Genomic DNA, 21,920 nt, shown 5'->3' with positions numbered 1-21,920 from the left:
ATAAAGAAAATAAGAAAAAATGTGGTAGAAAAGTCATTCAATTACCTGCTCATGAAGTAGATTACATTAAAGAGAAAGTCACTCTTGGTTGGAAGCCTGACGTCATTATCGGGCGAAAAGAAAGGCCTGTTTCATGCGGTATGAGAACACTTTATCGTTTATTTTCTAAAGGAATATTTGATATTGACACACTACCGATGAAAGGTAAAAGAAAACCCAATGGCCATCAGGAAAAACGGGGAAAACAACAGTATCAGCGCTCAATCCATGATCGACCTGATAATTATCCTGATTTCAATTCTGAGTTTGGTCACCTTGAAGGTGATACGATCGTTGGCATTCATCATAAAAGTGCCGTCATTACTTTAGTTGAAAGGTTATCTAAAGTCATTATCACGATTAAACCCAACGGCCGTAAGGCATTAGATATTGAAACTGCCCTTAATCAATGGTTTTCTCGCTTCCCTAAAAACTTCTTTAAATCTATTACGTTTGACTGTGGAAAAGAATTTTCTAACTGGAAAGCCATTAGTAACCAACATGATATTGATATATATTTTGCGGACCCTGGAACACCTTCTCAACGCCCATTAAACGAGAATTCTAACGGGATTCTGCGTCGTAATGGACTGCCGAAATCAATGGATTTTAGAGAAGTGAATCAGACATTTATTTCCAGTGTCAGCAATCAACGTAATCATATTCCAAGAAAATCATTGAATTACAGAACACCAATCGAAATATTTTTGAGCTATGTACAAGAAGCATTTTATTCTAGCTTAATTTGACAAATCATATTTTATAAATTGTTTTAGTGGATATATTAAACTCTTCTTGGAGTTCTTTATAAGTGGAATTAGGATGTTCTTTTAATTTTTGTTCAACACGTTGGAATTTTTCAGCACGGTAGGTAGATCTCACTCCTAGCTGTTTTTTGATGTAGGTGATAGTTGTATATGAAATCTGATATTCATTAGCAATCTCTTTGTAGGAGTGGTTAGGGTTAGTCAAAAGTGCGTGGGCTGCTTTTTGTGTTCGCTCAAAGCGAAACGATCTTTTGCGATTATTTTTCCCGACTGGTATTGTTGGATTGATTTCTTGTTGGTTCAAAGAGAGAGGTATTGTATTGTCTATCCGCAAACTGCTATATGAGTCATTTTGAGATACGAAGTTAAGGTCTGCGAAAAGCTGATACTCTTCTGTGGCAATGTAATGTTCTGAATGAAAATCAGACGTGCAGGGTGTATCTACGAATGAAGAGGAAGGCCATTTCATTTGGGATTGAAAATCCGGACTGTTTTGGAAATTATTGACTTGAGAAAGTAGCTTATCTTCTATCTGGGCGGATAATATGGTTGAATCGGTGCGCTCAATGGGCATAAAGAAACCTCCTAAAAATGTTTCTTTTATTTTACTTCTGTTAGTACGAAGATGGAGAACCAGTTTTTCTGAAAAAATAAAAAAAGATAGATAACCTGTCAAAAGGCTATCTATCTTTTTATTTTTTAGCTTAGTACCAACCGTTAGCTAACCAGAATGCTTGGGCAGCATCCCATGAACCATAACGTGAAGTAACATATTGATCGGCTACACGTTCTTGGTTAGCGGCAGAGTAGTCGCCATTCAAGTATGAAGCATCTAATTGGTAACGTCCGATGTAACGTCCGTTAGTTGCTGTGTAAGAACCGCTAGATTCTCTTTGAGCGATCCATTCTTTCGCTGAGCTTGTGCTTGCAGCTGGTGCTGCAGTTTCAGTCACAATAGGTTGTGCTGCTTCTGCAGGAGCAGATTGAACTGCTTCTTGTTGGACAGGTGCGGCAGCTGGTTGTGCTTGTGTTTCTTGAGGTGCAGAGTAAGTTGTTTCTGCAACTGCTGCTTGGTCTCCTGTAGGGATCGTTAATTGTTGACCTGAATAGATCAGGTTAATATTTGAAATCGAATTATGTTCTGCAATAGTTTGGATCAAGGAGTTGTCACCAACGTACTTTTGAGAAATCGTTGATAGTGTATCACCTGATTGAACGGTATAAGCTTCGTCCGCATGTGCAGATGTACCCATAAAGAATAGAGCGCCGGCAGCCAAAGTTGTTCCAAAAAGTAATGTTTTAAGTGATTTCATGTAAAATCTCCTTCGTCGTTTTAAAAAGTATTTGTTGTGTTCAACGAGGAATACTTTAACACGTGGAAATATTTCATAGGTAATAGCTTCATGACACTTTGTGACAAATCTACGTTTTTTGTAACAAACAGGTTATCGGAAAATGTGAATTAAAATGAGAAAAAAGCCATAAAGTTTTATTATAGGGGCGGATGTAGGCTATTAAAATTAGAAAGTAAATAAAGGTAAAAGTTCAATAAAACACTTTTTTTCTAAAAAAAATGAGTAAAAATAGTCAAAACAGCGTATTTTTTTTTTAATTTGAAGGAGGATGTTACAATGAAAGAAACAAGGAGGCGATGATATGAGTAATAGATATTCAAAGATAATGGTAGCGGTGGATGGATCAAAGCAAGCGGAAAAGGCATTTTTGGAAGCCCTTGATTTAGCGAAAGATAATGAAGCAGAGTTAATCATTATTTCAATTATCAACAAAGTGGAGTTGACTCATAGTGCTTATGCCTTCTCAAAGATCTACGCAGAAGAGAAACAAAAGATCGAAGTTGAAATGTTAAAAAAAATCCACGATGCAAAAGAATATGGTTTGACTGAAATCCATGCAATTGTTGAGACAGGTGATCCACGACACTTGATTGGTACTGTTTTTCCAACACAAGAAAATGTGGATTTGATCGTGATGGGGGCTACTGGAAAAGGTGCAATCCAACAAGCATTGGTGGGATCGACAGCTTCCTTTGTCGTTGCTCATGCCTCTTGCAGTGTATTAGTAGTGAAATAAAAGAGGGAGGGAACTATCATGGTACGTCCACAAGAAGTAAAGGCACCAAAGGAAAAAATCGAAGTTCTTGCTATTTTAGAAGATGGGACGAAAACGAGAAAAGGCTATTCCGTTGCTTTAGTCAAATGGTATGCAAAAAAAGCAATCGCTATAAGATGGGATAGGGACGATGCACAGGACAAAGGATTCCCAGTAACAGTAAATGGGTACCATCCTGCATGGTTCGTTTTACCAGATAAATTAACGGAACTTTATAGTAAAGATTACAAAGAATTGATCAGTACGATGCGATTTATTGAGGATTTGGACAAATAGAAAAGAAGAATGTGGGACAAATCTAAAAATCAGGTTTGCTACAGATTCTCGAATAAACGGTGGGAGCAGAAGCAACTCCTTCGGGAATAAGCCAAAATTCACAAAAATTTGAAAAGCATTTTTCGTGAATTTCTTCTTATTTCTCGGAGTTAAACACTTCTGTCCCAACCTCGCTCTTTCAGGAGTAAAAAATGAAAAAAGGTTATTTGGGATGAGTAAACTATATGAATCCAACCTTAAATCTAGCTTAAAAAGAGTTCGTTTTAAGAATGAAAAAATCTATTGTTATACGTAAAAAATAGTTAGATGTCTTGGATCAAACAGGCCCATCCAACTATTCTTTGAATTTGATATATATTACTTTTGCTGTTTATATAAGTAGTAAACCCAAAGAATCAGAAGTAAAGAAGATATCAATAGTCCTGCGGTATTCTTCATCAGGACAATGGGCGTTTCCCAATGTCGAAAGGAAAAGATTTGATAAGTGAAGTAAGCGCAAGGGAGGCTGGCAATTAAAATGGAAAATTTTTTCTTCGTCCATTTTATGTAGTAAAAAAGGATGCTCAACATGATAAAAAAAGGAATATAAAATATCAGTTGTCCGATTGCAATCATATAACGCCTCCTATTATTTAAAATCCCTGATACAAAATAACACTTTGCGAGATTATACGCAAGCGATACGTGGAAGTTTTCTTTATAAATGTTGTTTTTTTCATTCTTTTGATTATCTCCTCTGTTCTTGCTATAATTGTGTCGAAAGAAAGGATGAAAATTTCATGGATCAAGTAATGTTAGAAGTCGATTTACATTTAGTAAACAATATCCGCGTCATTTACTATCTTGTAAGTAACAGCGTAGAAAAGAGAGTATTAATCAACAAAATCAACGGGATATTAGCAAAAAAAGATGTTCATCTTTTTAGTAATGGAGAAGATAGCTATTATAGTATTCCAGTTGAGAAAGTACTTTACACAACGGTGAATGTAAGGAAGGATCTCGACACAAAAACAGTCCACGACCCAATTTTTACCACTTATTGATGGGGAACGGAGGAAAACGATGAATCCATATGAAGCACTTATCCAGGATTTGATTGATGGGAAAATTGAGAAAATAGATGTCAATAGAGAAGATGTCATGCTCTTTCGTGAAGCATGGCTCAAATTAGAGGATCGTAAATATGTTGTAGGTAAAGCGCTGCTCAATGGCAATGTAACTTATCATTATGATCCAACACGTTTATACTAAGTAAGCTGCTCGAAATAATCAGTACGAAAAAAGAAGATCCAACTGCCACAAAATGTTTCCTAATTTGTGGCAGTTGGATTTTTTTATATGGAGATCGGGTTGTATATCTGTCTGTTTTTTGTTCTATGTCATCATACACTCCATCTTTTTGACAACAAACATCTGAATACATTTGTTTTTTTATGGAGTATCTGCTATTTTCTGAGCCAAAGTATGAGAGAAAATTACAACCATAGACGGATGAGCCTTTGCTTTTTTATTTATATAATGGAAAAGTAATCAACTAGGAGGGAAAAAATGAAGGTATTAAAGATTTTAGTCGGCATTGCTTGTATGGCCGGTGTTATGTTATTTGGTTTAAAAATATATACGCAACATTCTCATAGCGAGATGGCAGGAGTCATGGATCAGCTAAATCCCCTTGTGACTAGGGGAGAAGTATATGTGAAAACCACGAAGCCTGAAGAGGTCAACTCTTATGGTACAGCTAAATATGTCCAGACGGCTGCCGACAGTGACGGAAATGAACGGACAATCGAATATAATGGCATTTCAGTTTTAAAAGAGAACTGCTATTTAAAAATCACGAATAAAGGCGCACATGTTGAAACATACGAAGAAATAGACAAACAAGCAGTACCAGAAAAAGCATTAGCAATTATTGGATAAACTATATTTTTATTATGTAAACCTACGGATGGGTAAATCATAAAATCGTTGTTTTTTTTGAAAAAACAAGCCAGATCATCTAAGAAATAGACGAAGCTATTTCGGATGATCTGGCTTGTTTCGCGTAGTGGTGTGTTTTTCACTATTTTTATTGGGATGGCAGGGTTCGAACCTAAAATTGCTTGATTCAGAGTCAAGTGCCTTACCAGTTTGGCTACATCCCATTCAATCAACAAAAATAGTTTAGCACTTAATTAAAAAAACGCAAGTTATTAATCTTTTGTGTAGAGCACTTCTTTAAGTAGGACTACTCGTTTCTCTATTTTTTTGATCAAACTGGACGGAAGAGAAATCAACGTTGCTGCAGATAATACTGTAGTAAGAAGCAGATATTCTTCCTGTTGGTTGCCGAGTATTTGATAAATTGTAGCTAAGCGTTCAATATACTCAAAGCGCGTATAACCAGTTCGAGTGATCAAAAATTTTAAAAGATCGATCGCTTTTGAATAGTCTTTCTCAGAATAATAACTGAGAGCTTGACGATAAAGTTTTATTTCCAGCTCATTGAGAGAAGCAGGGCTATAGCGTTTTGTCCATTCTTTTACTGATACTTTTCGTTGAACATTCCCTTTGGTATCTCTAACAAAAATAATCGGCATGTCATTTGGGTCTATCTTTTTATGAATAAATCGTTCCATTTCCCTTGCTCCTTTCTCTTTTTCTTTAGCTAGAGTATAAGATACTTTCAAAAAAAATACTAGCTTTTCTTTAAAGTCAGCATTTGGCCGCCCATTGCCGTAAAAATTTTATTGAAATCGTTTATTGGAACAGCTCGATTTTTTTCTCCATAAGGATCATTGACATAGATCGTTGTATCATCATAACCTGTGACCACACAAGCGTGTATCAAAGGCGTTACTTTGACTTCACCATTGTTGGTTGTCCATGTTGTGAAATCACTGTCAGTAGGTACCTGAAAATCAATAGTGACAGAAGTCCATACAGGTTCTTCTTTTTGCAACGCTTTTCTGATATCTTTCAAGGTCGCGTCTGTTTTTGGTTCAGTATAATAATCTGTGCCGACGATTTCTTGAGCTAAAGCAGCAATAGGAGGAACATAGACGCCCATTGCCCAATCACCGCCAGTAATATCACCAACGAAGCCTTCATTTGGATCACCGTGAGTACCGTCTGCATTGAAGACAGGGACATAAGTCAACTGATCTGCTAATTGGTTTTTCGTCGTAGTGTATCCATAATAAGCTAAAAGCATCGAAAGGGAAGTTACTTCACATCCATTTTCTAAAGCGGGTGCATCAAATTGATTTTCTAAAGGAACATCAAGCAAGACTTCTTTTTTTTCTTTTGAGGAGGAGTTGCTGACTTGTTCTGCTGTGGAGAGAGAGGCTTTCTCACCCTCGTTTTGATGCAGAACATAGTACGTGCTAGAAAGAAAAATCAATGCTAGACTACCTAAAAACATGATTTTTTTTGCGTGTTTTTTTTCATTAGAATACTTCCTTCGTCTAGTCTGTCATATAGTATAATGGTTTTTATTTAAAAATAAATGAAATTTGACTTTTCTAATTAAAAAAGAACAAGTTTCCCTTAAGAAATAACGATTGTTCTGTAAAATAAATAAAATATTTTGACTTGCCAACTGTTTTAATTGTGAAAACGAAATCAATACGCTATAATGCCAATAAGGTTAAAGAACAATTAATAAAAAACGAACTTTTAAAGACAATGAAAATTGAGATAGTACTACTACTTTTTTTGAGGATTATTCGTCTATAAGAGTTTTAGCAGTTTAGGAGGATTTTGATGACGGAAGAAATGATCAATTTAGGAGAGCAATACTCATGTAAGCCAATCGGGTTTACACAGACAGTCGTTGGCGAAGTAGTTTCAAAAATGACAAACTGTGCCGTAGTCAAAGTTGCTCAATGCGCTTCTGAGGACCAAGATTTACTAGAAGAAAAAGCCAGTATGGTTGTGGCAAAATATGATACATTTGAATAAGAAAGAAAATATGGACATGCAACAACAGGTTCGATGCTGCAAGTCCTTTTACTATGTAGAGGTTTATTTCTTTTTCTGGATGTGAGAAAAGGAAAGAGGTGTAGGTAAATGATTAGTCTATTTACAATATTATTGTTTTTATTTGTACTAGCGATGTGCTTGTTTCTTTGGCTTGTCCGCAGAGAAATCATCTATAAGACAGTTAGAAATCGCTGGGTATATTTAGTGGTGCCTTTCTTAGCTATATTAGTGTTATGGTTTACACTTATCAGTGAACCAAGTGTGGATGATTTAGCGAAAGGGATTTTATCAGCATTAGTCTTCATCAGTTTTCTACTCGATAGTCGGGGGATAACGGAAGAAGGGTTAGTGTTAAATAGTTTTGATAAGCGAGGAGTGCCGTTTTCTGAGATCAACAAGATTGTTCTTTATCAGCCCAAAGGTTCAAACGAAATCAAAATGAACTTTTTTCGTAATGGTTGGCGGGGTCCACTAATGAAATTCTCTGTTTCGATGGAGGAATTAGTTCCTTTTTTAGCGCAACATCTAAATGAGGATGCTGAGATCGATATCATGATCGATTCAGATGAAGGATAATGTGTTGTTGTGAACAAGCATAGAAGAGATCATGATTTTGAAATGACCTTAAAAAAGCTAGGTAGTTACGAAAACCGTAACTACCTAGCTTTTCTTTAGGATGCTTGTTTAGTCAAATACGCGGAAACGATCTTCGTCATTCATGTATTCTTTTTCGCCAGCAGGTGTTTCTGGTGAACCGAATACTAATTGAGCGCGTAATTTCCAATTTGAAGGGATGTCCCATTCTTTAGCTACAGCATCATCAATTACTGGATTGTAATGTTGTAAGTTAGCGCCTAGTCCTTGGTCTGCTAATGCAACCCATGTATTTGCAGTAGCGATCCCATTTGATTGTTCTGACCAATCTGGGAAATTATCTGCATATAATTCAAATTGTTCTTGGAGTCCTTTGACTACATCAGTGTCTTTAAAGAATAGAACAGTTCCGTATCCGTTTTTAAATCCGGCTATTTTGTTTTGTGTGTTTGGGAATGCTTCAGCAGGTGTCAATGGACGAAGTGCTTCTTCCGTCATTTCCCATAGTTTTTCATGTGCATTGCCAAAAAGAATCACGGCACGAGTAGACTGTGCGTTGAATGCTGTTGGGCTTTCTTTGATTGCTTCTTTGATCAATGCAGTTAGTTCGTCATTAGATAAAGTGACGTTACGTCCTAAATGATAGATAGAACGACGGTTTTTCAATGTATTTGTAAAAGTTGTCATGTTAAAAATCTCCTTTGATTGCGTAGTGCATATTTTTATGAGTACAAAAAGGAGTATATCACCTTACAAAAAGTAAGTAAAAAGAAATGCTCAGTAAAAAGAAATAAATTTTTTCTCTATAAAAAATGAATCTAACACAATAAAAAAGGGAACGGTTACATTGCGATTAAACGAACTTCAATTCGCTTTTTCAAGATTGACATCTATATAATTATTAAATTCGTATATGTTTTTTCTTATTATTTTCCAATCGTTTTTTACTGATTTTTATAGAAAATAAGTATATATTTCTAAAATAAGTTTTTTAGCTATTTTTTTTGGGAAGTGTATATGTTATTTTCTGAAAATTTAAAGAATTGGGGTATAGATTATGGAAAATCAGCAAGACAAAGGCTTCTTCGGCCAGCCGAAGGGGTTGTCAACACTGTTCTTTACTGAAATGTGGGAACGATTTAGTTATTATGGTATGCGTGCATTACTTATCTACTATATGTACGATACTGTTACAAACGGGGGCCTTGGATTACCTCGTGCGTCAGCATTGGCGATCATGTCCATTTATGGTTCATTGATATATATGTCAAGTATCGTTGGTGGTTGGGTTTCTGACCGCGTTCTAGGTGCGAAACGGACAGTGTTTTTCGGTGGTATCTTCATCATGCTTGGACACATCGTTCTTGCTTTGCCATTCGGAGTTTCTACATTGTTTATTTCAATGGCTTTGATTATTATTGGTACAGCCTTTTTGAAACCAAATGTCTCGGGAATGGTTGGGCATCTCTATTCGAAAACAGACTTGCGTCGTGATGCAGGTTTCTCTATTTTCTACATGGGGATTAACTTAGGTGCGATGATCGCTCCAATCATTGTAGGAACGCTTGGTCAAAATTATAACTACCATTTAGGTTTCTCACTAGCTGCTATCGGTATGTTCTTCGGTTTGTTGCAATATGTGATCCAAGGACGTAAAACGTTGGATGGTGTTGGAACAGTCGCGCCAAATCCGTTGTCTCAAGAAGAACGTAAAGGGTTTATCCGCAACTTAGTGATTGCGTTGATCGTTATCGTAGCTATTTTTGGTGGTGCACAAGTTACAGGACATTTAACAATTGATTTCTTTATAAATACAATCAGTGTCTTAGGTATTTTGTTGCCATTGTACTACTTTATCAAAATGTTGACTTCAAAAGACGTAACAACAGATGAAAAACCAAAAGTTTGGGCATACATCCCACTATTTCTTGCAGCAATCATCTTCTGGTCACTACAAGAACAAGGTTCTTCGATTTTAGCGTTGTTTGCTAGTGAACGTACACAATCTACATTGTTTGGAATGACTATTCCAGCAAGTTGGTACCAATCATTGAATCCGATCTTTATTTTTGCACTAACACCAGTATTCGTCACATTATGGACAAAATTAGGGAACCGTCAACCGTCAACAGTGGTTAAATTCTCTTTAGGACTACTATTTGCAGGATTGTCTTTCTTATTGATGATGCTTCCAGGTATGTTTTATGGAACATCTGGTAAAGTTAGCCCATTATGGTTGATCGGTAGCTTCTTGATCGTGGTTATCGCTGAACTATGCTTATCACCAGTCGGTTTATCTGCGACAACAAAACTTGCACCAAAAGCATTTGAATCGCAAACGATTGCCATTTGGTTCTTAGCTGATGCTTCATCGCAAGCAATCAATGCGCAAATCGCTCGTTTCTACACACCAGGTACAGAATCAATGTACTTTGGAATTGTCGGTGTGGTAGCAATCGTTGGAGCTGTTTTACTCTTTACGATCAAAGAACCAATCAAAAAATTGATGGGCTCGATCCGTTAATCCATAAACATAAAAAAGAGGCAGTCGTTTATCGATTGTCTCTTTTTTTATTGTTCAAAATAGAGATGAAAGAACAAATGTTCACTCATTTTTGCTATAATAAATAAGAAACGGAATTCGATCATTAAGGAGGAGGAAAATGACTTTACAATTTATTCTTGGAACGAATCGGAAGGATCATCGCGCCACATTAATCGCCGAAGCGACGGAGTGGCTGGCGCAAGAAAAAGACCATCAAGTATTTTTCCTTGTACCTAATTATAATAAATTTGAACAAGAGCAAGAGATTTTGGCGCAGTTGCGTAAAGAAAACGGTAAGGAAACATTCAGCACAACGAACGTTCAAGTCTTTAGTTTTTATCGTTTAGCTTGGTATCTGTTAGTACAAACGACTCTATTGTCTGGCAATGAGCTTTCAGAAGCGGGGTCGGCAATGATCTTACGGCAAATACTTGAAAAAAACGAAGAAAAATTAACGATTTTTCGTGGGGAAATCAATAAAAAAGGCTTTATTCAACAATTGCAGGATCTTTACAATGAAATGCGCGTGGGAAATATTTCTCCAAGCGATCTAGTTCTTTTCAAAGAGGAGAGAACACCAAAGGAAGAAGACCAGCAATTGAAATTAAAAGACCTCCAGCTTATCTTCTCTGAGTTCGAGGAGGAATTGATGAAGCGGGCGCTAAAGTTTGAAGATACTTTGACTGTTTTAGCGAGTTACATGAAGACGCTAGATATGAAAAATGTCAAATTTATCATCAGCGGTTTTTCTCGATTGAACGCACAGGAATACCAATTGTTGCAACTCATGATGGAAAAAGGGCATTTAGTCGTGGATCTGGTACTTGATCGACCTTATATTGCTGAGATGCCAGAAGTACTGACTTTATTCCATGAAACTGGAAAACTGTATTTTCAGTTGATCACTAGCGCAAAAGAACGAAAAGTGCCGGTTTTTGTTGAAAAATATGCTGTCGATCGAGCACTGCCACCTGCATTGCAGAGTGTATTAACGGTCTGGGAAGATACTTCAAGCAATAAAAAAGCCAAGCCGATAAAACTGGGGCAGCAAGAAGACTTGCATATATGGGAGGCTGAGAATCCAACTGAAGAAGTCAGACAATTAGCTGTTGAGATCCGCCGATTAGTCAGTGAAGAAAATTATCGTTATCGCGATATCCAAGTCTTGACGAAGGAGATGGGGCTTTATGCGAATCTGCTGCAACCTATCTTTAAAGAAATGGCGATCCCTTACTATGTCGATGAAGATCAGCTGATGGAGAATCATCCGCTCATTGAATGGATCAATAGTTTGTTTGCATTAGATCGTTATGCGTATCGTTTGAATGACATCATGCGTTTTTTCAAAACAGAGCTGTTCATCTGCCGACAAGATGAGGAACTTGATTTAAAAAATTGGCAGGTGATGCGAAACCAATTCCGCACAAAACTGGATGTGACAGAAAATGTCGCACTGGCATATAACTATCAGGGAACTTATTGGACCAAAGAAAAGGACTGGCAATTTGTTTCCTATGATTTTGAAGCAGAACAATTAGAAGACGTTCAAAAGTTAGAAAAACAATCAAACGAGATCCGCCACTTCTTCAAAGAAATGGTTCCTCCTTTTTTTGAAAAAATCAAAGAATGTAAGACTGGACAAGAAGGTGCGTCCGTCTTTTACCAATTTTTAGTTCAGAGTGGTGTCCAGCAGCAATTACTGTTTTGGCGCAATCAGGAAATCGAACGTGGGAATCTAGCAGAAGCAAGGAACCATGAACAAACATGGGAAGCATTGATCGATCTATTGGATGAATATGCGTTGATCTACGGAGAAACACCATTTGATTGGAGCTTGTTCCAAGAAATCATGTCTAGCGGATTAGAGAATTTAAGCTATGGGAAGATCCCAACGGCAATCGATCAGGTCAGAATCAACCGTTTGGAACTTGTTCGGCCAAACCAGGCGAAAATCACTTTTGCCATTGGCCTAAATGATCAAGTTTTCCCTGATCGTCATGAAACGAAAGGACTGCTTTCAAGTGAAGAAAGAGAAACACTGAACGCAAGATTGGGAGAAGAACAGTTTCTATTTGATCCAGCTAAAGAAACGATGTCCTTCGAGCCTCTACAAGCCTATTTCGTCTTTTCTTCTGCTACGGAACGTTTGTACTTGAGTTATGCGGAAAGTTACGATACGAATACATTGAAAATGTCTCCGTATCTACGTCGTATCCTTGAATATTTAACGATCCCAATCGAACGAAAAGAACATCTCCACTTGGATGGCGATCCTAGTTGTTATGTCGGCACGTATCGAAGTGCGATCAATATCATCAATGGTGTCTATCGTTTAGCTAAAGAAGAGAAACAACCACTTGCTGCTTACTGGCAGGAGTTGCGGACTGTCGTCTTACAGTCGAGATGGCGTAATTTTGCTTTGCGTATTTTCGAAAGCCAAGATCATTTAAACGTACCTGTCTCACTGCCGCAAAAGATGGCAGAAGAGCTTTATGGCAAGGAAATCTATACGTCGATTTCCAGAATGGAGAACTTCTATAATTGCGAGTACAAATACTTTGTACAGTTTGGGCTGAAACTCAAAGAACGGATGGTTTATGGCCTAACGCCAGCGGCTACTGGAGATTTTTACCATGAGTCGCTAGACCGTTTCTTCAAATTGCTTTTCTCAAATCAGTTGTCATTAGTTGAAATGACGGACAAACAGCGAAAAGAATTTACGGAAAAAGTACTGCAGGAAGTGTTTGGCGAATTACGTTTTGAGATTCTGGATAGTTCTGCCCGTATGAATTACATTCGTTATCAATTGGGACAAACGATTCAAAAAGTAGCTTGGGCGTTGCAAAAACAAAGTAGAAATACTGGGTTGAAACCATTGCAGACAGAGATTTTATTTGGTCAAATCGCAGGTGCAAATGGTATCCCTGGCTTAGAACTTCCGTTGAACAATGGCGGGAAATTACATGTACGTGGAAAAATCGATCGAGTGGATGTCGCTGTTGAAGAAGCAGAAACATGGTTGAGTGTCGTTGATTATAAATCTAGTGGTCGTTCCTTTGATGTGACGGAAGCATATTATGGGATGGCAATGCAATTATTGACCTACTTAGATGTGGCATTGATGGATGCGGTCCGTCTCACAGGCAAGGCAGCTGTTCGTCCTGCAGGTTCCTACTATCTGCATGTCCATAATCCGGTACTGACGGATACCAACGAAGTAGAAAAAGACACATTGAAGAAATTCAGCTATGATGGTGTGTTTGTCGATGATCCAGGATTGTTGGAAGTGTTGGACCATTCTTTAGAAGCTAAAGAAAATTCTTTGATCTACCCAGTGAAAAAGAATGCGAAGGACGAATATCAAAAAGAAAGTTTCAGCAAAGATAAATTCTATACAGAAGAAGAGTTGCAGCTTTTTATGGCGCATAACCGAGCGAATATGCGTTTAGCGGGAGACAAGATCACATCTGGTGAAATCAAGCTGAATCCAGCGTATAAGGACAAAGAACGAATTGCTTGTCAATTTTGTCCGTTTAGAAGTGTATGCACATTTGATGTGATGCTGAAAGAAAACAACTATCACCGCTTAGAAAAATTGAACAAAGAAGAAGCACTGCGTAGAATACTAAAAAGGAGCGAAGAAGAGTGAATCAAATTCCTTTAAAACCAGAAAATGAACGATTTACCGATGAACAATGGCAAGCTATTTTTGATCAAGGAGACAACTTGCTTGTTTCAGCTTCAGCAGGTTCTGGGAAAACAACAGTACTTGTACGCAGAGTCATCGAGAAATTGAAGATGGGGGTCAATCTGGACGAGTTGCTGATAGTGACGTTTACCGAGGCGGCCGCACGAGAAATGAAGGAACGAATCCAGGAGGCACTACAAGAAGCAGTCAATACAGAAAGTGATCCCATTCGACAACAGCACTTCACTAAGCAGTTGGTCCTATTGCCAACGGCCAATATCTCAACATTGCATGCGTTCTGTCTGACAGTGATACGCCGTTATTACTATTTGATCGACATTGATCCGGTTTTTCGAATGTTGACAGATGAAACCGAAACGATCTTGATGAAAGAAGATGTCTGGGATGAATTACGAGAGGCGTTCTATGCTGAAAATAGGGAAGAATTTTTCCGATTGACGATGAATTTCTCGAATGATCGTTCAGATGATGGCCTAACCAATCTGGTCTTTTCGCTTTATGAATTTGCTCGTGCGAATCCTGATCCAGAAGAGTGGTTAACAAAGTTAAGTGAGAGTTATCGCTTAGAGAATGGACTCGCTGATTCTGACCTATACAAAACACAGCTTCGTCCGCTGATTTTAGCTGATATGCATCAATGCGTGCAACTGTATGAGGAAATGGTGCAATTAGCACAGGAAGAAGGTCTTGAAAAAATGTACGATCAGGTATCTGGTGAAAAAGGCCAGATACAAGTGATCTATGAACATCTGTTACAAGACCAGATTCCAGAAGCCTACTCTGGATTAGAGGCGCTGACATTCACAACGTTTAAAAGTAGTCGGAAAGCCGAATTGAAAGAACGCTCTGCTGAGGTCAAAGAGTTAAGAGACCGTGCAAAAAAAATCATTCAGCAACTTGGTAAAAACTACTTTCCTGTGTCACCAGAACAAATGGAAGAGTTGACCCAAAAAGCATATCCGTTAGTGAAAGAAATGACAAAAGTCACAAAGGCATTTATGAATGGTTTTAGCCAGCGTAAACGTGAAAAAGGGCTATTGGATTTCAATGATCTAGAACACTTTGCTTTACAAATATTAACGAAAAAAACCGATGATACATGGTTGCCTAGCGAAGCCTCCGATCATTATCGCAAGCAATTCAAAGAAGTCATGGTGGATGAGTATCAAGATGTCAATCAGTTACAAGAAGCCATTCTTTACTGGTTGCGTGAACCAAATGAAACAAACGGTAACATGTTTATGGTAGGGGATGTCAAACAATCCATTTATTCGTTTCGTTTAGCAGACCCGAGCCTATTTATCCAAAAGTACGAAGCCTTTTCTAAAACAGAAGGCGGACGCCGTATCGTTTTAGCAGAAAATTTCCGTTCCAGAAAAGAAGTACTTTCATTCACAAATTTAGTCTTTGAACAAATCATGGACCCAGTAGTAGGTCAGATTTCGTATGATGATGCGGCAAAACTTGTTCTTGGTTTTCCGGATTTTCCAGAAACTGAACAATTTGAACCAGAAATATTGATTTACGAAAAAGAACAGGAAGAAACGACGATAGAATTGCCAGTGGATGATATTTTAGAAGACAAAACAGAAGGCGAATTGTTCATGACTGGATTGAAGATCCGCCAATTGATCGATGAAAAATTCATGATCTATGATAAAAAAATGAAAAAAAATCGACCTATCGAGTATAGAGATATCGTTCTTTTGACCCCTACAAAGAAAAATAATCTGACGATTTTAGAGATATTCAAGACATTTGATATCCCTTTGGAAATGAATGACGCCCAGAACTATTTTCAAGCGACAGAGATCCGAACGATGGTCTCTTTACTGCAATTGATTGATAACCCTTATCAGGACATTCCTTTAGCATCTGTTTTACGTTCACCGATCGTTGGATTGATCGAACCAGAACTTGCTCGAATTCGTTTAGCAGATCGGTCACATACGTATTATGAAGCTGTTCTTGCTTATCAAGCTGAACATACAGACGAACTTGCAGATAAGCTGAATCATTTTGGTGAACAGTTGGAGATATGGCGCGAACTAGCCCGCCGTTCTTCCATTACAGATCTTTTATGGTCTATCTATTATCAGACAGGTTACTTAGAATATGTAGCTGGGTTGCCAGCCGGGGCGCAACGCCAAGCAAATCTCTATGCGTTAGTCGATCGGGCAAAATCTTATGAAAAAAGCTCATTCAGAGGTCTTTATCAGTTTGTACGATTCATCGAAAAAATGCAGGAAAAAGACAAAGATCTTGCAGAACCAGTTCTTGCATCTGTAGATAATGCAGTGCGTGTCATGACGATCCATGCAAGTAAAGGGTTAGAATTCCCAGTTGTTTTTCTATTGGATATGACAAAACAATTCAATCTCCAAGATTTAAGAAAAAGATATGCCTTTGAAGAAAAACTAGGGGCAGGTATCCGATACATGGATCCTGATACGCGCGTTCTCTACGACACATTGCCCTATCAAGCAATAAAATTAGCTAAACAAAATAAATTATTGTCTGAAGAAATGCGTAAATTATATGTAGGATTGACACGCGCCGAACAAAAACTGTTTATCGTGGGTTCTTACAAAAATAAGGAAGAAACGTTGAAAATCTGGTCAGAAGTGGCTAACCAAACCTCCCTTGTTTTAGAGCCGTCGACTCGTTTGAAAGGAAAAGGCAGTTTGATGAACTGGATCGGTTACAGCTTGATGCGTCATCCTAAAATGAAGGAATACGCGGAAGATACAACGGTCCATAATCAGTTGGGACAGTCGGAAAGCCGCTTTTCGATCACATGGATGAAGCAACAAGATATTGTAGAGAACCGCCAATCATTGGCAAGTGAGACGAAGAAAGAACTTGAATCAGTGAAGGTAGATCAAACACCACTTCAAGAATCATTGAAAGCCCGTTTAGCTTACAGTTATCCCTACAAAGCATCTACCCAGACAACAAGTTACCAATCCGTTTCAGAAATCAAGCGTTTATTTGAAGATCCAGATGATACGTCTGATTCCAAACTAGTTTGGGAAAACAATGAAAAACGGAGATATAATCAGCAATTCCGTTATACACAAGACACTTTGGCAGAGCCGAAATTCTTACAAAAAAGCCAAAAAATATCTGCTGCCTCTATTGGAACAGCTACACACTATTTATTGCAGTTGCTTCCATTAGAGATGCCAACGAGCGACTCCATCCGTTCTCTCTTAGAAGAGTTGGTCGCTAAACGGCTAGTCGATGAAAAAGTCGCTAAAAAAATCGATCTTTCTGGTATTTTGTGGTTTTATCAGACTGACCTTGGGAAACGGTTGGTGCAACACAGCGAACTAGTGAAACGAGAACAGCCATTTTCGATGCTCTTGTCTGCTGATCAAGTGTTCGATCAGTATCCAAATGAAGACGATGAATTGCTGATCCATGGGATCGTCGATGGCTACATCGAATTTCCAGAGTTTATCGAGTTGTATGATTTCAAAACTGACTATATTTCAAATGGTGAAAATCAAGCTGAAATAGAAAAAATCGTCCAAAAATATCAAGGACAATTGAATTTATACAAAAAAGCTTTGTCAGAAGCACTAGACAAACCAGTGACAAATGTGTATCTTATTTTATTGGGTGCGAAGAAAATAATAAATCTTAATAAATAATAATAATTGAGCAACTGCGACTTACACTTTGTAAGTAATATGCTATACTCTAAAAAAGAGGTGAGTAAGATGGAGCTAACACAGACAGAATTCACTCTATGTCCTAAATTTGAAAAAACTTTTTCGATATTAGGAAAAAAATGGAATGGGTTGATTATCGATGTATTGCTCGAAAACGGTCCGCAACGCTTTGTTGATCTCGCAGCGAAAATACCTATGGTGAGTGATCGCGTTTTAGTTGAACGATTAAAAGAGCTCGAACGAGAACGAATCGTCACAAGAAACCTTTCATGTAATGATTCTGGTCGTTCTGAATATATGCTGACTGAAAAAGGCGCAGATCTCCAAAAAGCAATGGTCCAATTGCAAGTTTGGAGTGAGAAGTGGGTCACTGAGGAAGAATGCAGTTGATTTTGTTTAGAAAATCTTGTAAACTAACGTTAGTTGAATAGATAAAGAACGATGACGAAAAAGAGTAATTTGGATAAACCTGACCAGGGAGATCTGTCATAGACTGTAAGCAGATCCTGTGTTTGAAAAATGAAGTTCACTTTCCGAGTTCGTCTGATGATCCAGACCGGCAATTGTCGTTAAAGAAAGTAAGTGTACGGTTTCGACCGTAAATTAGGATGGTAACGCGAAGACCTCGTTCCTTTACAGGAATGAGGTCTTTTTTTGTATTTGAATTTTGAAGGAGGAAACAGGCAAATGTCTTTACAAGCACAACTAGAAAGCTTGAAAGAAGCTACAATCGTTAAAATCACGACTGCACAAGATTTGAAAGAATTAAATCAAATCCGTATAGAAACTTTAGGAAAAAAAGGACCAATCACTGAAGTCTTACGTGGAATGAAAGATCTTAGTCCAGAAGAACGTCCTAAAGTAGGGAGTTTTGCAAACGAGATCCGTGACCTCTTAACAGCTGAAATCGAGCGTAAAAAACAAGAATTAGAAGAAGCTGCATTAAATGCTGCATTAGAAAAAGAAACGATCGACATTACTTTACCAGGTCGTCAGGTAAAACAAGGAACACGTCATATTTTGACACAGATCATGGAAGAAATCGAAGATATTTTTGTGGGAATGGGTTACCAAATCGTTGAAGGAAATGAAGTGGAATCAGACCATTACAATTTCGAACGGATGAATTTACCGAAAGATCATCCAGCCCGTGACATGCAAGATACTTTTTATATTTCTGAGGATATTTTGATCCGTACGCATACTTCACCTGTCCAAGCACGTACAATGGAAAAACATGATTTCTCTAAAGGTGCACTTCGAATGGTCTCTCCAGGAAAAGTTTTTCGTAGAGATACAGATGATGCGACCCACAGCCACCAGTTCCATCAAATTGAAGGACTAGTAGTTGATAAGAACGTTACGATGGGTGACTTAAAAGGAACATTAGAAGTCGTAATGAAAAAAATGTTTGGGGAAGACCGTGAAATCCGCTTACGCCCAAGCTACTTCCCATTTACGGAACCTTCTGTAGAAGTAGACGTGAGCTGTTTCAAATGTGGTGGTGCTGGCTGTAATGTCTGCAAACACACTGGCTGGATCGAAATCTTAGGTGCAGGGATGGTTCATCCGAATGTCTTGGAAATGTCAGGAATCGACCCAGAAGAATACTCTGGCTTTGCCTTTGGTCTTGGACCAGATCGAGTGGCAATGTTACGTTATGGTGTCAATGATATCCGTAATTTCTATCAAAATGACTTACGTTTCTTAAGTCAGTTCAAAGGGGAGTAAAAAAGCATGTTAGTTTCTTATAAATGGCTAAATAAATATATCGATCTATCAGCAGTTTCACCAAAAGAACTGGCTGATAAAATGTCTGTGACAGGGATCGAAGTAGAAGGAATCACTGTTCCAGAAGAAGGTTTGAAAAAAATCGTCGTTGGTGAAGTCATGGAGTGTGTGCCACATCCAGATTCTGACCATTTGTCGATCTGCCAAGTAGATATCGGTGAAGAAGAACTGTCACAAATCGTCTGTGGTGCACCAAATGTGAAAAAAGGGATCAAAGTGATCGTTGCTTTACCAAATTCACGCATTGCAGGAAATGTAAAAATCAAAAAAGGAAAAATGCGCGGACAAGTATCAAATGGAATGATCTGTGCATTACAAGAAATTGGCTACTCTGATAGCGTGGTTCCTAAAGAGTATGCGGAAGGAATCTATTATTTGCCTCAAGATGCAGTCAATGGAGAACCAGTCTTTTCTTACCTTGATATGGACGATGCGATCATTGAACTGTCGATCACACCAAACCGTGCAGATGCGTTATCTATGCGTGGGGTTGCTTATGAAGTGGGAGCGATCTATCGTCAAACACCGAAATTTGCAGATGAAAAACTAGTTGAAGTTGCGTGCAAAGCAGCGGATAAAATCGATGTAACCGTAGAGGATCAAGAATTAGTCCCTGCCTACCAGATTCGGATCATTGAAAATGTCAAGATCCAACCAAGTCCGCAATGGTTGCAAAATCTATTGATGAATGAAGGCATTCGTCCAATCAATAATGTCGTGGATGTCACAAATTATATCTTGCTCTTATTTGGACAACCGCTTCATGCATTCGATTATGATAAATTAGGTTCTCAAGAAATCGTTGTTCGCCATGCAAAAGACGCAGAAACAATGGTCACATTAGATGGAGAAACTCGTAATTTGACATCAGATAATCTAGTGATCACAAATGGAAAAGAACCAGTTGCATTAGCTGGTGTGATGGGTGGACTTGACTCTGAAATCACAGAAACAACGACAACAGTCGCACTGGAATCTGCATTGTTTGATCCAGTTTCGATCCGTCGTACAGCAAAACAATTCAATTTGCGCAGTGAATCTTCTGCACGCTTTGAAAAAGGAATCAACAAAGCAACGGTTGGTGAAGCAAGTGATGTTGCTGCTGCCATGATCCAGTCACTAGCAGGAGGAGAAGTACTAGAAGGTGCTGTCAAAGGTTCTGAATATCAAGCAAATGAAGTAGAAGTATCGATCACATTGCCGCGAATCAACCAATATCTAGGAACAGCATTAACAGTAACTGAAGTGAATGAAATTTTTGAGGCGTTAGGTTTCGGTTATCAAGTGACCGTGGAAAATTATACGGTCGTTGTTCCACCTAGACGTTGGGATATTCAAATCGAAGCTGACATCATCGAGGAAGTTGCTCGGATTTACGGCTATGATCGTTTACCTTCTACATTGCCTAGCGGAGCAACTGTCGCAGGAAGCTTGACGAGTGAACAAGCAGCCACACGTAAGATCCGTACTTTATTAGAAGGTAGTGGATTAAGTGAAGCAATCAGCTATGCATTGACAACAGAAGAAAAATCTCGCCAATTCACAACAAAGGAATCACAGATCACAAGACTGGACTGGCCAATGAGTGAAGAACGTTCTGTCTTAAGAATGAATTTGATCAGTGGGCTATTGGATAATGTCAACTACAATGTGGCAAGAAAGAATAGTGATGTAGCGTATTATGAAGTAGGTCGTGTCTTCTACCAAGAAAATGATCCGTTGACACACTTGCCACAAGAAGTGAAACATGTTGCTCTAGCCTTGACAGGGACATGGCAGGAAAAGAGCTGGCAAGAAAAACCTGAAACAGTTGATTTTTATACGATCAAAGGTGTATTGGAAAACTTGTTTGAACAACTAGCAGTGGCAGATGAAATCTCTTATCAGCCAACTACTACCATGAAAGACATGCATCCCGGAAGAACTGCGGAAATCTATCTAGGAGAAACGTATCTTGGTTTTGTCGGTCAAGTTCATCCAAACACAGCAAAAGCATATGATATTCCAGAAACATATGTAGCGGAATTCGATTTGTCTTCAGTAGTGTCAGCCGCTCAAAAAGGGATCACATTCCAAGCAGTGACGAAATTCCCAAGTGTGACACGTGACATTGCAATGTTAGTGAAAGAAACAGTGACAAATCAAGAAGTAATGACTGTCATTCGTGCAGCAGCAGGGAAATTTTTAACGAGTATCCAATTGTTCGATGTCTATCAAGGACAAAATATCGAACCAGGATATAAATCGTTGGCGTACAGTTTGACATTTACGAACCCAGAAGCCACAATGACTGATGAAGAAATCAATCAAGCGATGGCTAAAGTAGAGAAAAAACTGACCGAAACAGTCCAAGCAAATATTCGATAATAAAAAAACAATGACTAAATCAGTACGATTTAGTCAGGCTCTTTGTCAAATGATGTTGGTAA

At 38.2% G+C, this 21,920-nt stretch carries 20 protein-coding genes, 1 tRNA gene and 1 pseudogene; 14 read left to right on the top strand and 8 right to left on the bottom strand.

The features are described 5' to 3' along the window. Nucleotides 1–788, top strand: a 788-nt coding sequence (locus ED2_RS11350; RefSeq protein WP_060789806.1) for an IS30-like element IS6770 family transposase, incomplete at its 5' end; no start/stop codon positions are given. Nucleotides 789–792: 4 nt separating this feature from the next. On the opposite strand, the gene ED2_RS11345 is transcribed toward ED2_RS11350, so the two are convergent. Both ED2_RS11345 and apf read right to left on the bottom strand, forming a co-directional pair. After that, nucleotides 793–1,380 (bottom strand): hypothetical protein, encoded by a 588-nt coding sequence (locus tag ED2_RS11345; RefSeq protein WP_005878201.1) that lies wholly within the window; start codon nt 1,378–1,380, stop codon nt 793–795. A 130-nt stretch (nt 1,381–1,510) separates the two neighbouring features. Further along, a complete protein-coding gene (apf, locus tag ED2_RS11340) occupies nt 1,511–2,119 on the bottom strand; it encodes an aggregation-promoting factor (protein ID WP_016176741.1) in 609 nt (202 codons plus the stop codon). Nucleotides 2,120–2,462: 343 nt separating this feature from the next. On the opposite strand from apf, the gene ED2_RS11335 reads away from it, so the two are divergent. Both ED2_RS11335 and ED2_RS11330 read left to right on the top strand, forming a co-directional pair. Then, complete coding sequence (locus tag ED2_RS11335) at nt 2,463–2,897, top strand: universal stress protein (RefSeq protein WP_005877054.1); 435 nt, start codon at nt 2,463–2,465, stop codon at nt 2,895–2,897. Nucleotides 2,898–2,915: 18 nt separating this feature from the next. Further along, on the top strand, nt 2,916–3,212 hold the full coding sequence (locus tag ED2_RS11330) for a hypothetical protein (protein ID WP_016176740.1): 297 nt from the start codon (nt 2,916–2,918) through the stop codon (nt 3,210–3,212). Nucleotides 3,213–3,260: 48 nt separating this feature from the next. Here the strand turns inward: ED2_RS11330 and ED2_RS16425 are convergent. Both ED2_RS16425 and ED2_RS16135 read right to left on the bottom strand, forming a co-directional pair. Next, nucleotides 3,261–3,380: pseudogene (locus ED2_RS16425) on the bottom strand (DUF3788 family protein); the annotation flags it as partial. 189 nt (nt 3,381–3,569) lie between these two features. Further along, nucleotides 3,570–3,827, bottom strand: a complete 258-nt coding sequence (locus tag ED2_RS16135) for a hypothetical protein (RefSeq protein ID WP_005877057.1) — start codon at nt 3,825–3,827, stop codon at nt 3,570–3,572. 164 nt (nt 3,828–3,991) lie between these two features. Here ED2_RS16135 and ED2_RS11320 point away from each other — a divergent pair, with 164 nt between their 5' ends. The 3 genes from ED2_RS11320 (at nt 3,992) to ED2_RS11310 (ending at nt 5,132) form a co-directional block, all read left to right on the top strand. Next, nucleotides 3,992–4,255: a hypothetical protein gene (locus ED2_RS11320; protein WP_060789805.1), complete on the top strand. Its 264-nt coding sequence runs from the start codon at nt 3,992–3,994 to the stop codon at nt 4,253–4,255. Between the two features lie 19 nt (nt 4,256–4,274). Further along, nucleotides 4,275–4,463 carry a protein YkzS gene (gene ykzS, locus ED2_RS11315; protein WP_005877061.1) on the top strand — a complete coding sequence of 63 codons (189 nt, stop codon included), beginning with the start codon at nt 4,275–4,277 and terminating at the stop codon, nt 4,461–4,463. A 297-nt stretch (nt 4,464–4,760) separates the two neighbouring features. After that, nucleotides 4,761–5,132 carry a YxeA family protein gene (locus ED2_RS11310; protein ID WP_005877063.1) on the top strand — a complete coding sequence of 124 codons (372 nt, stop codon included), beginning with the start codon at nt 4,761–4,763 and terminating at the stop codon, nt 5,130–5,132. Nucleotides 5,133–5,283: 151 nt separating this feature from the next. On the opposite strand, the gene ED2_RS11305 is transcribed toward ED2_RS11310, so the two are convergent. The 3 genes from ED2_RS11305 to ED2_RS11295 form a co-directional block, all read right to left on the bottom strand. Further along, nucleotides 5,284–5,356, bottom strand: a tRNA-Gln gene (locus ED2_RS11305). Between the two features lie 48 nt (nt 5,357–5,404). Further along, on the bottom strand, nt 5,405–5,830 hold the full coding sequence (locus tag ED2_RS11300) for an outer membrane protein assembly factor BamD (RefSeq protein WP_016176739.1): 426 nt from the start codon (nt 5,828–5,830) through the stop codon (nt 5,405–5,407). 59 nt (nt 5,831–5,889) lie between these two features. Next, nucleotides 5,890–6,615, bottom strand: a complete 726-nt coding sequence (locus ED2_RS11295; RefSeq protein WP_005877066.1) for a C39 family peptidase — start codon at nt 6,613–6,615, stop codon at nt 5,890–5,892. Nucleotides 6,616–6,956: 341 nt separating this feature from the next. On the opposite strand from ED2_RS11295, the gene ED2_RS11290 reads away from it, so the two are divergent. Continuing rightward, nucleotides 6,957–7,154, top strand: coding sequence for a hypothetical protein (locus ED2_RS11290; protein ID WP_005877067.1), 198 nt, complete (start codon nt 6,957–6,959; stop codon nt 7,152–7,154). Nucleotides 7,155–7,262: 108 nt separating this feature from the next. Continuing rightward, nucleotides 7,263–7,751 carry a hypothetical protein gene (locus ED2_RS11285; RefSeq protein ID WP_005877069.1) on the top strand — a complete coding sequence of 163 codons (489 nt, stop codon included), beginning with the start codon at nt 7,263–7,265 and terminating at the stop codon, nt 7,749–7,751. Between the two features lie 108 nt (nt 7,752–7,859). On the opposite strand, the gene ED2_RS11280 is transcribed toward ED2_RS11285, so the two are convergent. Beyond that, on the bottom strand, nt 7,860–8,456 hold the full coding sequence (locus ED2_RS11280) for a nitroreductase family protein (protein ID WP_005877071.1): 597 nt from the start codon (nt 8,454–8,456) through the stop codon (nt 7,860–7,862). A gap of 370 nt (nt 8,457–8,826) precedes the next feature. Here ED2_RS11280 and ED2_RS11275 point away from each other — a divergent pair, with 370 nt between their 5' ends. From ED2_RS11275 to pheT, 6 genes are all read left to right on the top strand, one after another. Beyond that, nucleotides 8,827–10,293, top strand: a complete 1,467-nt coding sequence (locus tag ED2_RS11275) for a peptide MFS transporter (protein WP_016176738.1) — start codon at nt 8,827–8,829, stop codon at nt 10,291–10,293. Between the two features lie 139 nt (nt 10,294–10,432). Beyond that, nucleotides 10,433–13,963 carry a PD-(D/E)XK nuclease family protein gene (locus ED2_RS11270; protein WP_016176737.1) on the top strand — a complete coding sequence of 1,177 codons (3,531 nt, stop codon included), beginning with the start codon at nt 10,433–10,435 and terminating at the stop codon, nt 13,961–13,963. Next, nucleotides 13,960–17,679: a helicase-exonuclease AddAB subunit AddA gene (gene addA / locus ED2_RS11265; RefSeq protein ID WP_060789804.1), complete on the top strand. Its 3,720-nt coding sequence runs from the start codon at nt 13,960–13,962 to the stop codon at nt 17,677–17,679. The genes ED2_RS11270 and addA overlap by 4 nt, the downstream gene beginning before the upstream one ends. A gap of 69 nt (nt 17,680–17,748) precedes the next feature. Next, entirely contained in the window at nt 17,749–18,090 is a 342-nt protein-coding gene (locus tag ED2_RS11260) for a winged helix-turn-helix transcriptional regulator (protein WP_005877078.1), read from the top strand. A 297-nt stretch (nt 18,091–18,387) separates the two neighbouring features. Then, nucleotides 18,388–19,431 carry a phenylalanine--tRNA ligase subunit alpha gene (gene pheS / locus ED2_RS11255; RefSeq protein ID WP_005877080.1) on the top strand — a complete coding sequence of 348 codons (1,044 nt, stop codon included), beginning with the start codon at nt 18,388–18,390 and terminating at the stop codon, nt 19,429–19,431. A 6-nt stretch (nt 19,432–19,437) separates the two neighbouring features. After that, nucleotides 19,438–21,858, top strand: a complete 2,421-nt coding sequence (pheT, locus tag ED2_RS11250) for a phenylalanine--tRNA ligase subunit beta (protein ID WP_060789803.1) — start codon at nt 19,438–19,440, stop codon at nt 21,856–21,858. The last annotated feature ends 62 nt before the right edge of the window (nt 21,859–21,920 follow it).

The organism is Enterococcus durans NBRC 100479 = LMG 10746, assembly GCF_001544215.1.
In the GTDB taxonomy this organism is placed as follows: domain Bacteria; phylum Bacillota; class Bacilli; order Lactobacillales; family Enterococcaceae; genus Enterococcus_B; species Enterococcus_B durans.
The sequence above is the reverse complement of the archived record's forward strand: the minus strand, read 5'-3'. Positions and strand labels throughout refer to the sequence as shown.

Coding starts and splice junctions, on each gene's coding strand:
- ED2_RS11345 (WP_005878201.1), bottom strand. CDS start 1,380: ATGCCCATTGAGCGCACCGATTCAACCATATTATCCGCCCAGATAGAA.
- apf (WP_016176741.1), bottom strand. CDS start 2,119: ATGAAATCACTTAAAACATTACTTTTTGGAACAACTTTGGCTGCCGGC.
- ED2_RS11335 (WP_005877054.1), top strand. CDS start 2,463: ATGAGTAATAGATATTCAAAGATAATGGTAGCGGTGGATGGATCAAAG.
- ED2_RS11330 (WP_016176740.1), top strand. CDS start 2,916: ATGGTACGTCCACAAGAAGTAAAGGCACCAAAGGAAAAAATCGAAGTT.
- ED2_RS16135 (WP_005877057.1), bottom strand. CDS start 3,827: ATGATTGCAATCGGACAACTGATATTTTATATTCCTTTTTTTATCATG.
- ED2_RS11320 (WP_060789805.1), top strand. CDS start 3,992: ATGGATCAAGTAATGTTAGAAGTCGATTTACATTTAGTAAACAATATC.
- ykzS (WP_005877061.1), top strand. CDS start 4,275: ATGAATCCATATGAAGCACTTATCCAGGATTTGATTGATGGGAAAATT.
- ED2_RS11310 (WP_005877063.1), top strand. CDS start 4,761: ATGAAGGTATTAAAGATTTTAGTCGGCATTGCTTGTATGGCCGGTGTT.
- ED2_RS11300 (WP_016176739.1), bottom strand. CDS start 5,830: ATGGAACGATTTATTCATAAAAAGATAGACCCAAATGACATGCCGATT.
- ED2_RS11295 (WP_005877066.1), bottom strand. CDS start 6,615: ATGTTTTTAGGTAGTCTAGCATTGATTTTTCTTTCTAGCACGTACTAT.
- ED2_RS11290 (WP_005877067.1), top strand. CDS start 6,957: ATGACGGAAGAAATGATCAATTTAGGAGAGCAATACTCATGTAAGCCA.
- ED2_RS11285 (WP_005877069.1), top strand. CDS start 7,263: ATGATTAGTCTATTTACAATATTATTGTTTTTATTTGTACTAGCGATG.
- ED2_RS11280 (WP_005877071.1), bottom strand. CDS start 8,456: ATGACAACTTTTACAAATACATTGAAAAACCGTCGTTCTATCTATCAT.
- ED2_RS11275 (WP_016176738.1), top strand. CDS start 8,827: ATGGAAAATCAGCAAGACAAAGGCTTCTTCGGCCAGCCGAAGGGGTTG.
- ED2_RS11270 (WP_016176737.1), top strand. CDS start 10,433: ATGACTTTACAATTTATTCTTGGAACGAATCGGAAGGATCATCGCGCC.
- ED2_RS11260 (WP_005877078.1), top strand. CDS start 17,749: ATGGAGCTAACACAGACAGAATTCACTCTATGTCCTAAATTTGAAAAA.
- pheS (WP_005877080.1), top strand. CDS start 18,388: ATGTCTTTACAAGCACAACTAGAAAGCTTGAAAGAAGCTACAATCGTT.
- pheT (WP_060789803.1), top strand. CDS start 19,438: ATGTTAGTTTCTTATAAATGGCTAAATAAATATATCGATCTATCAGCA.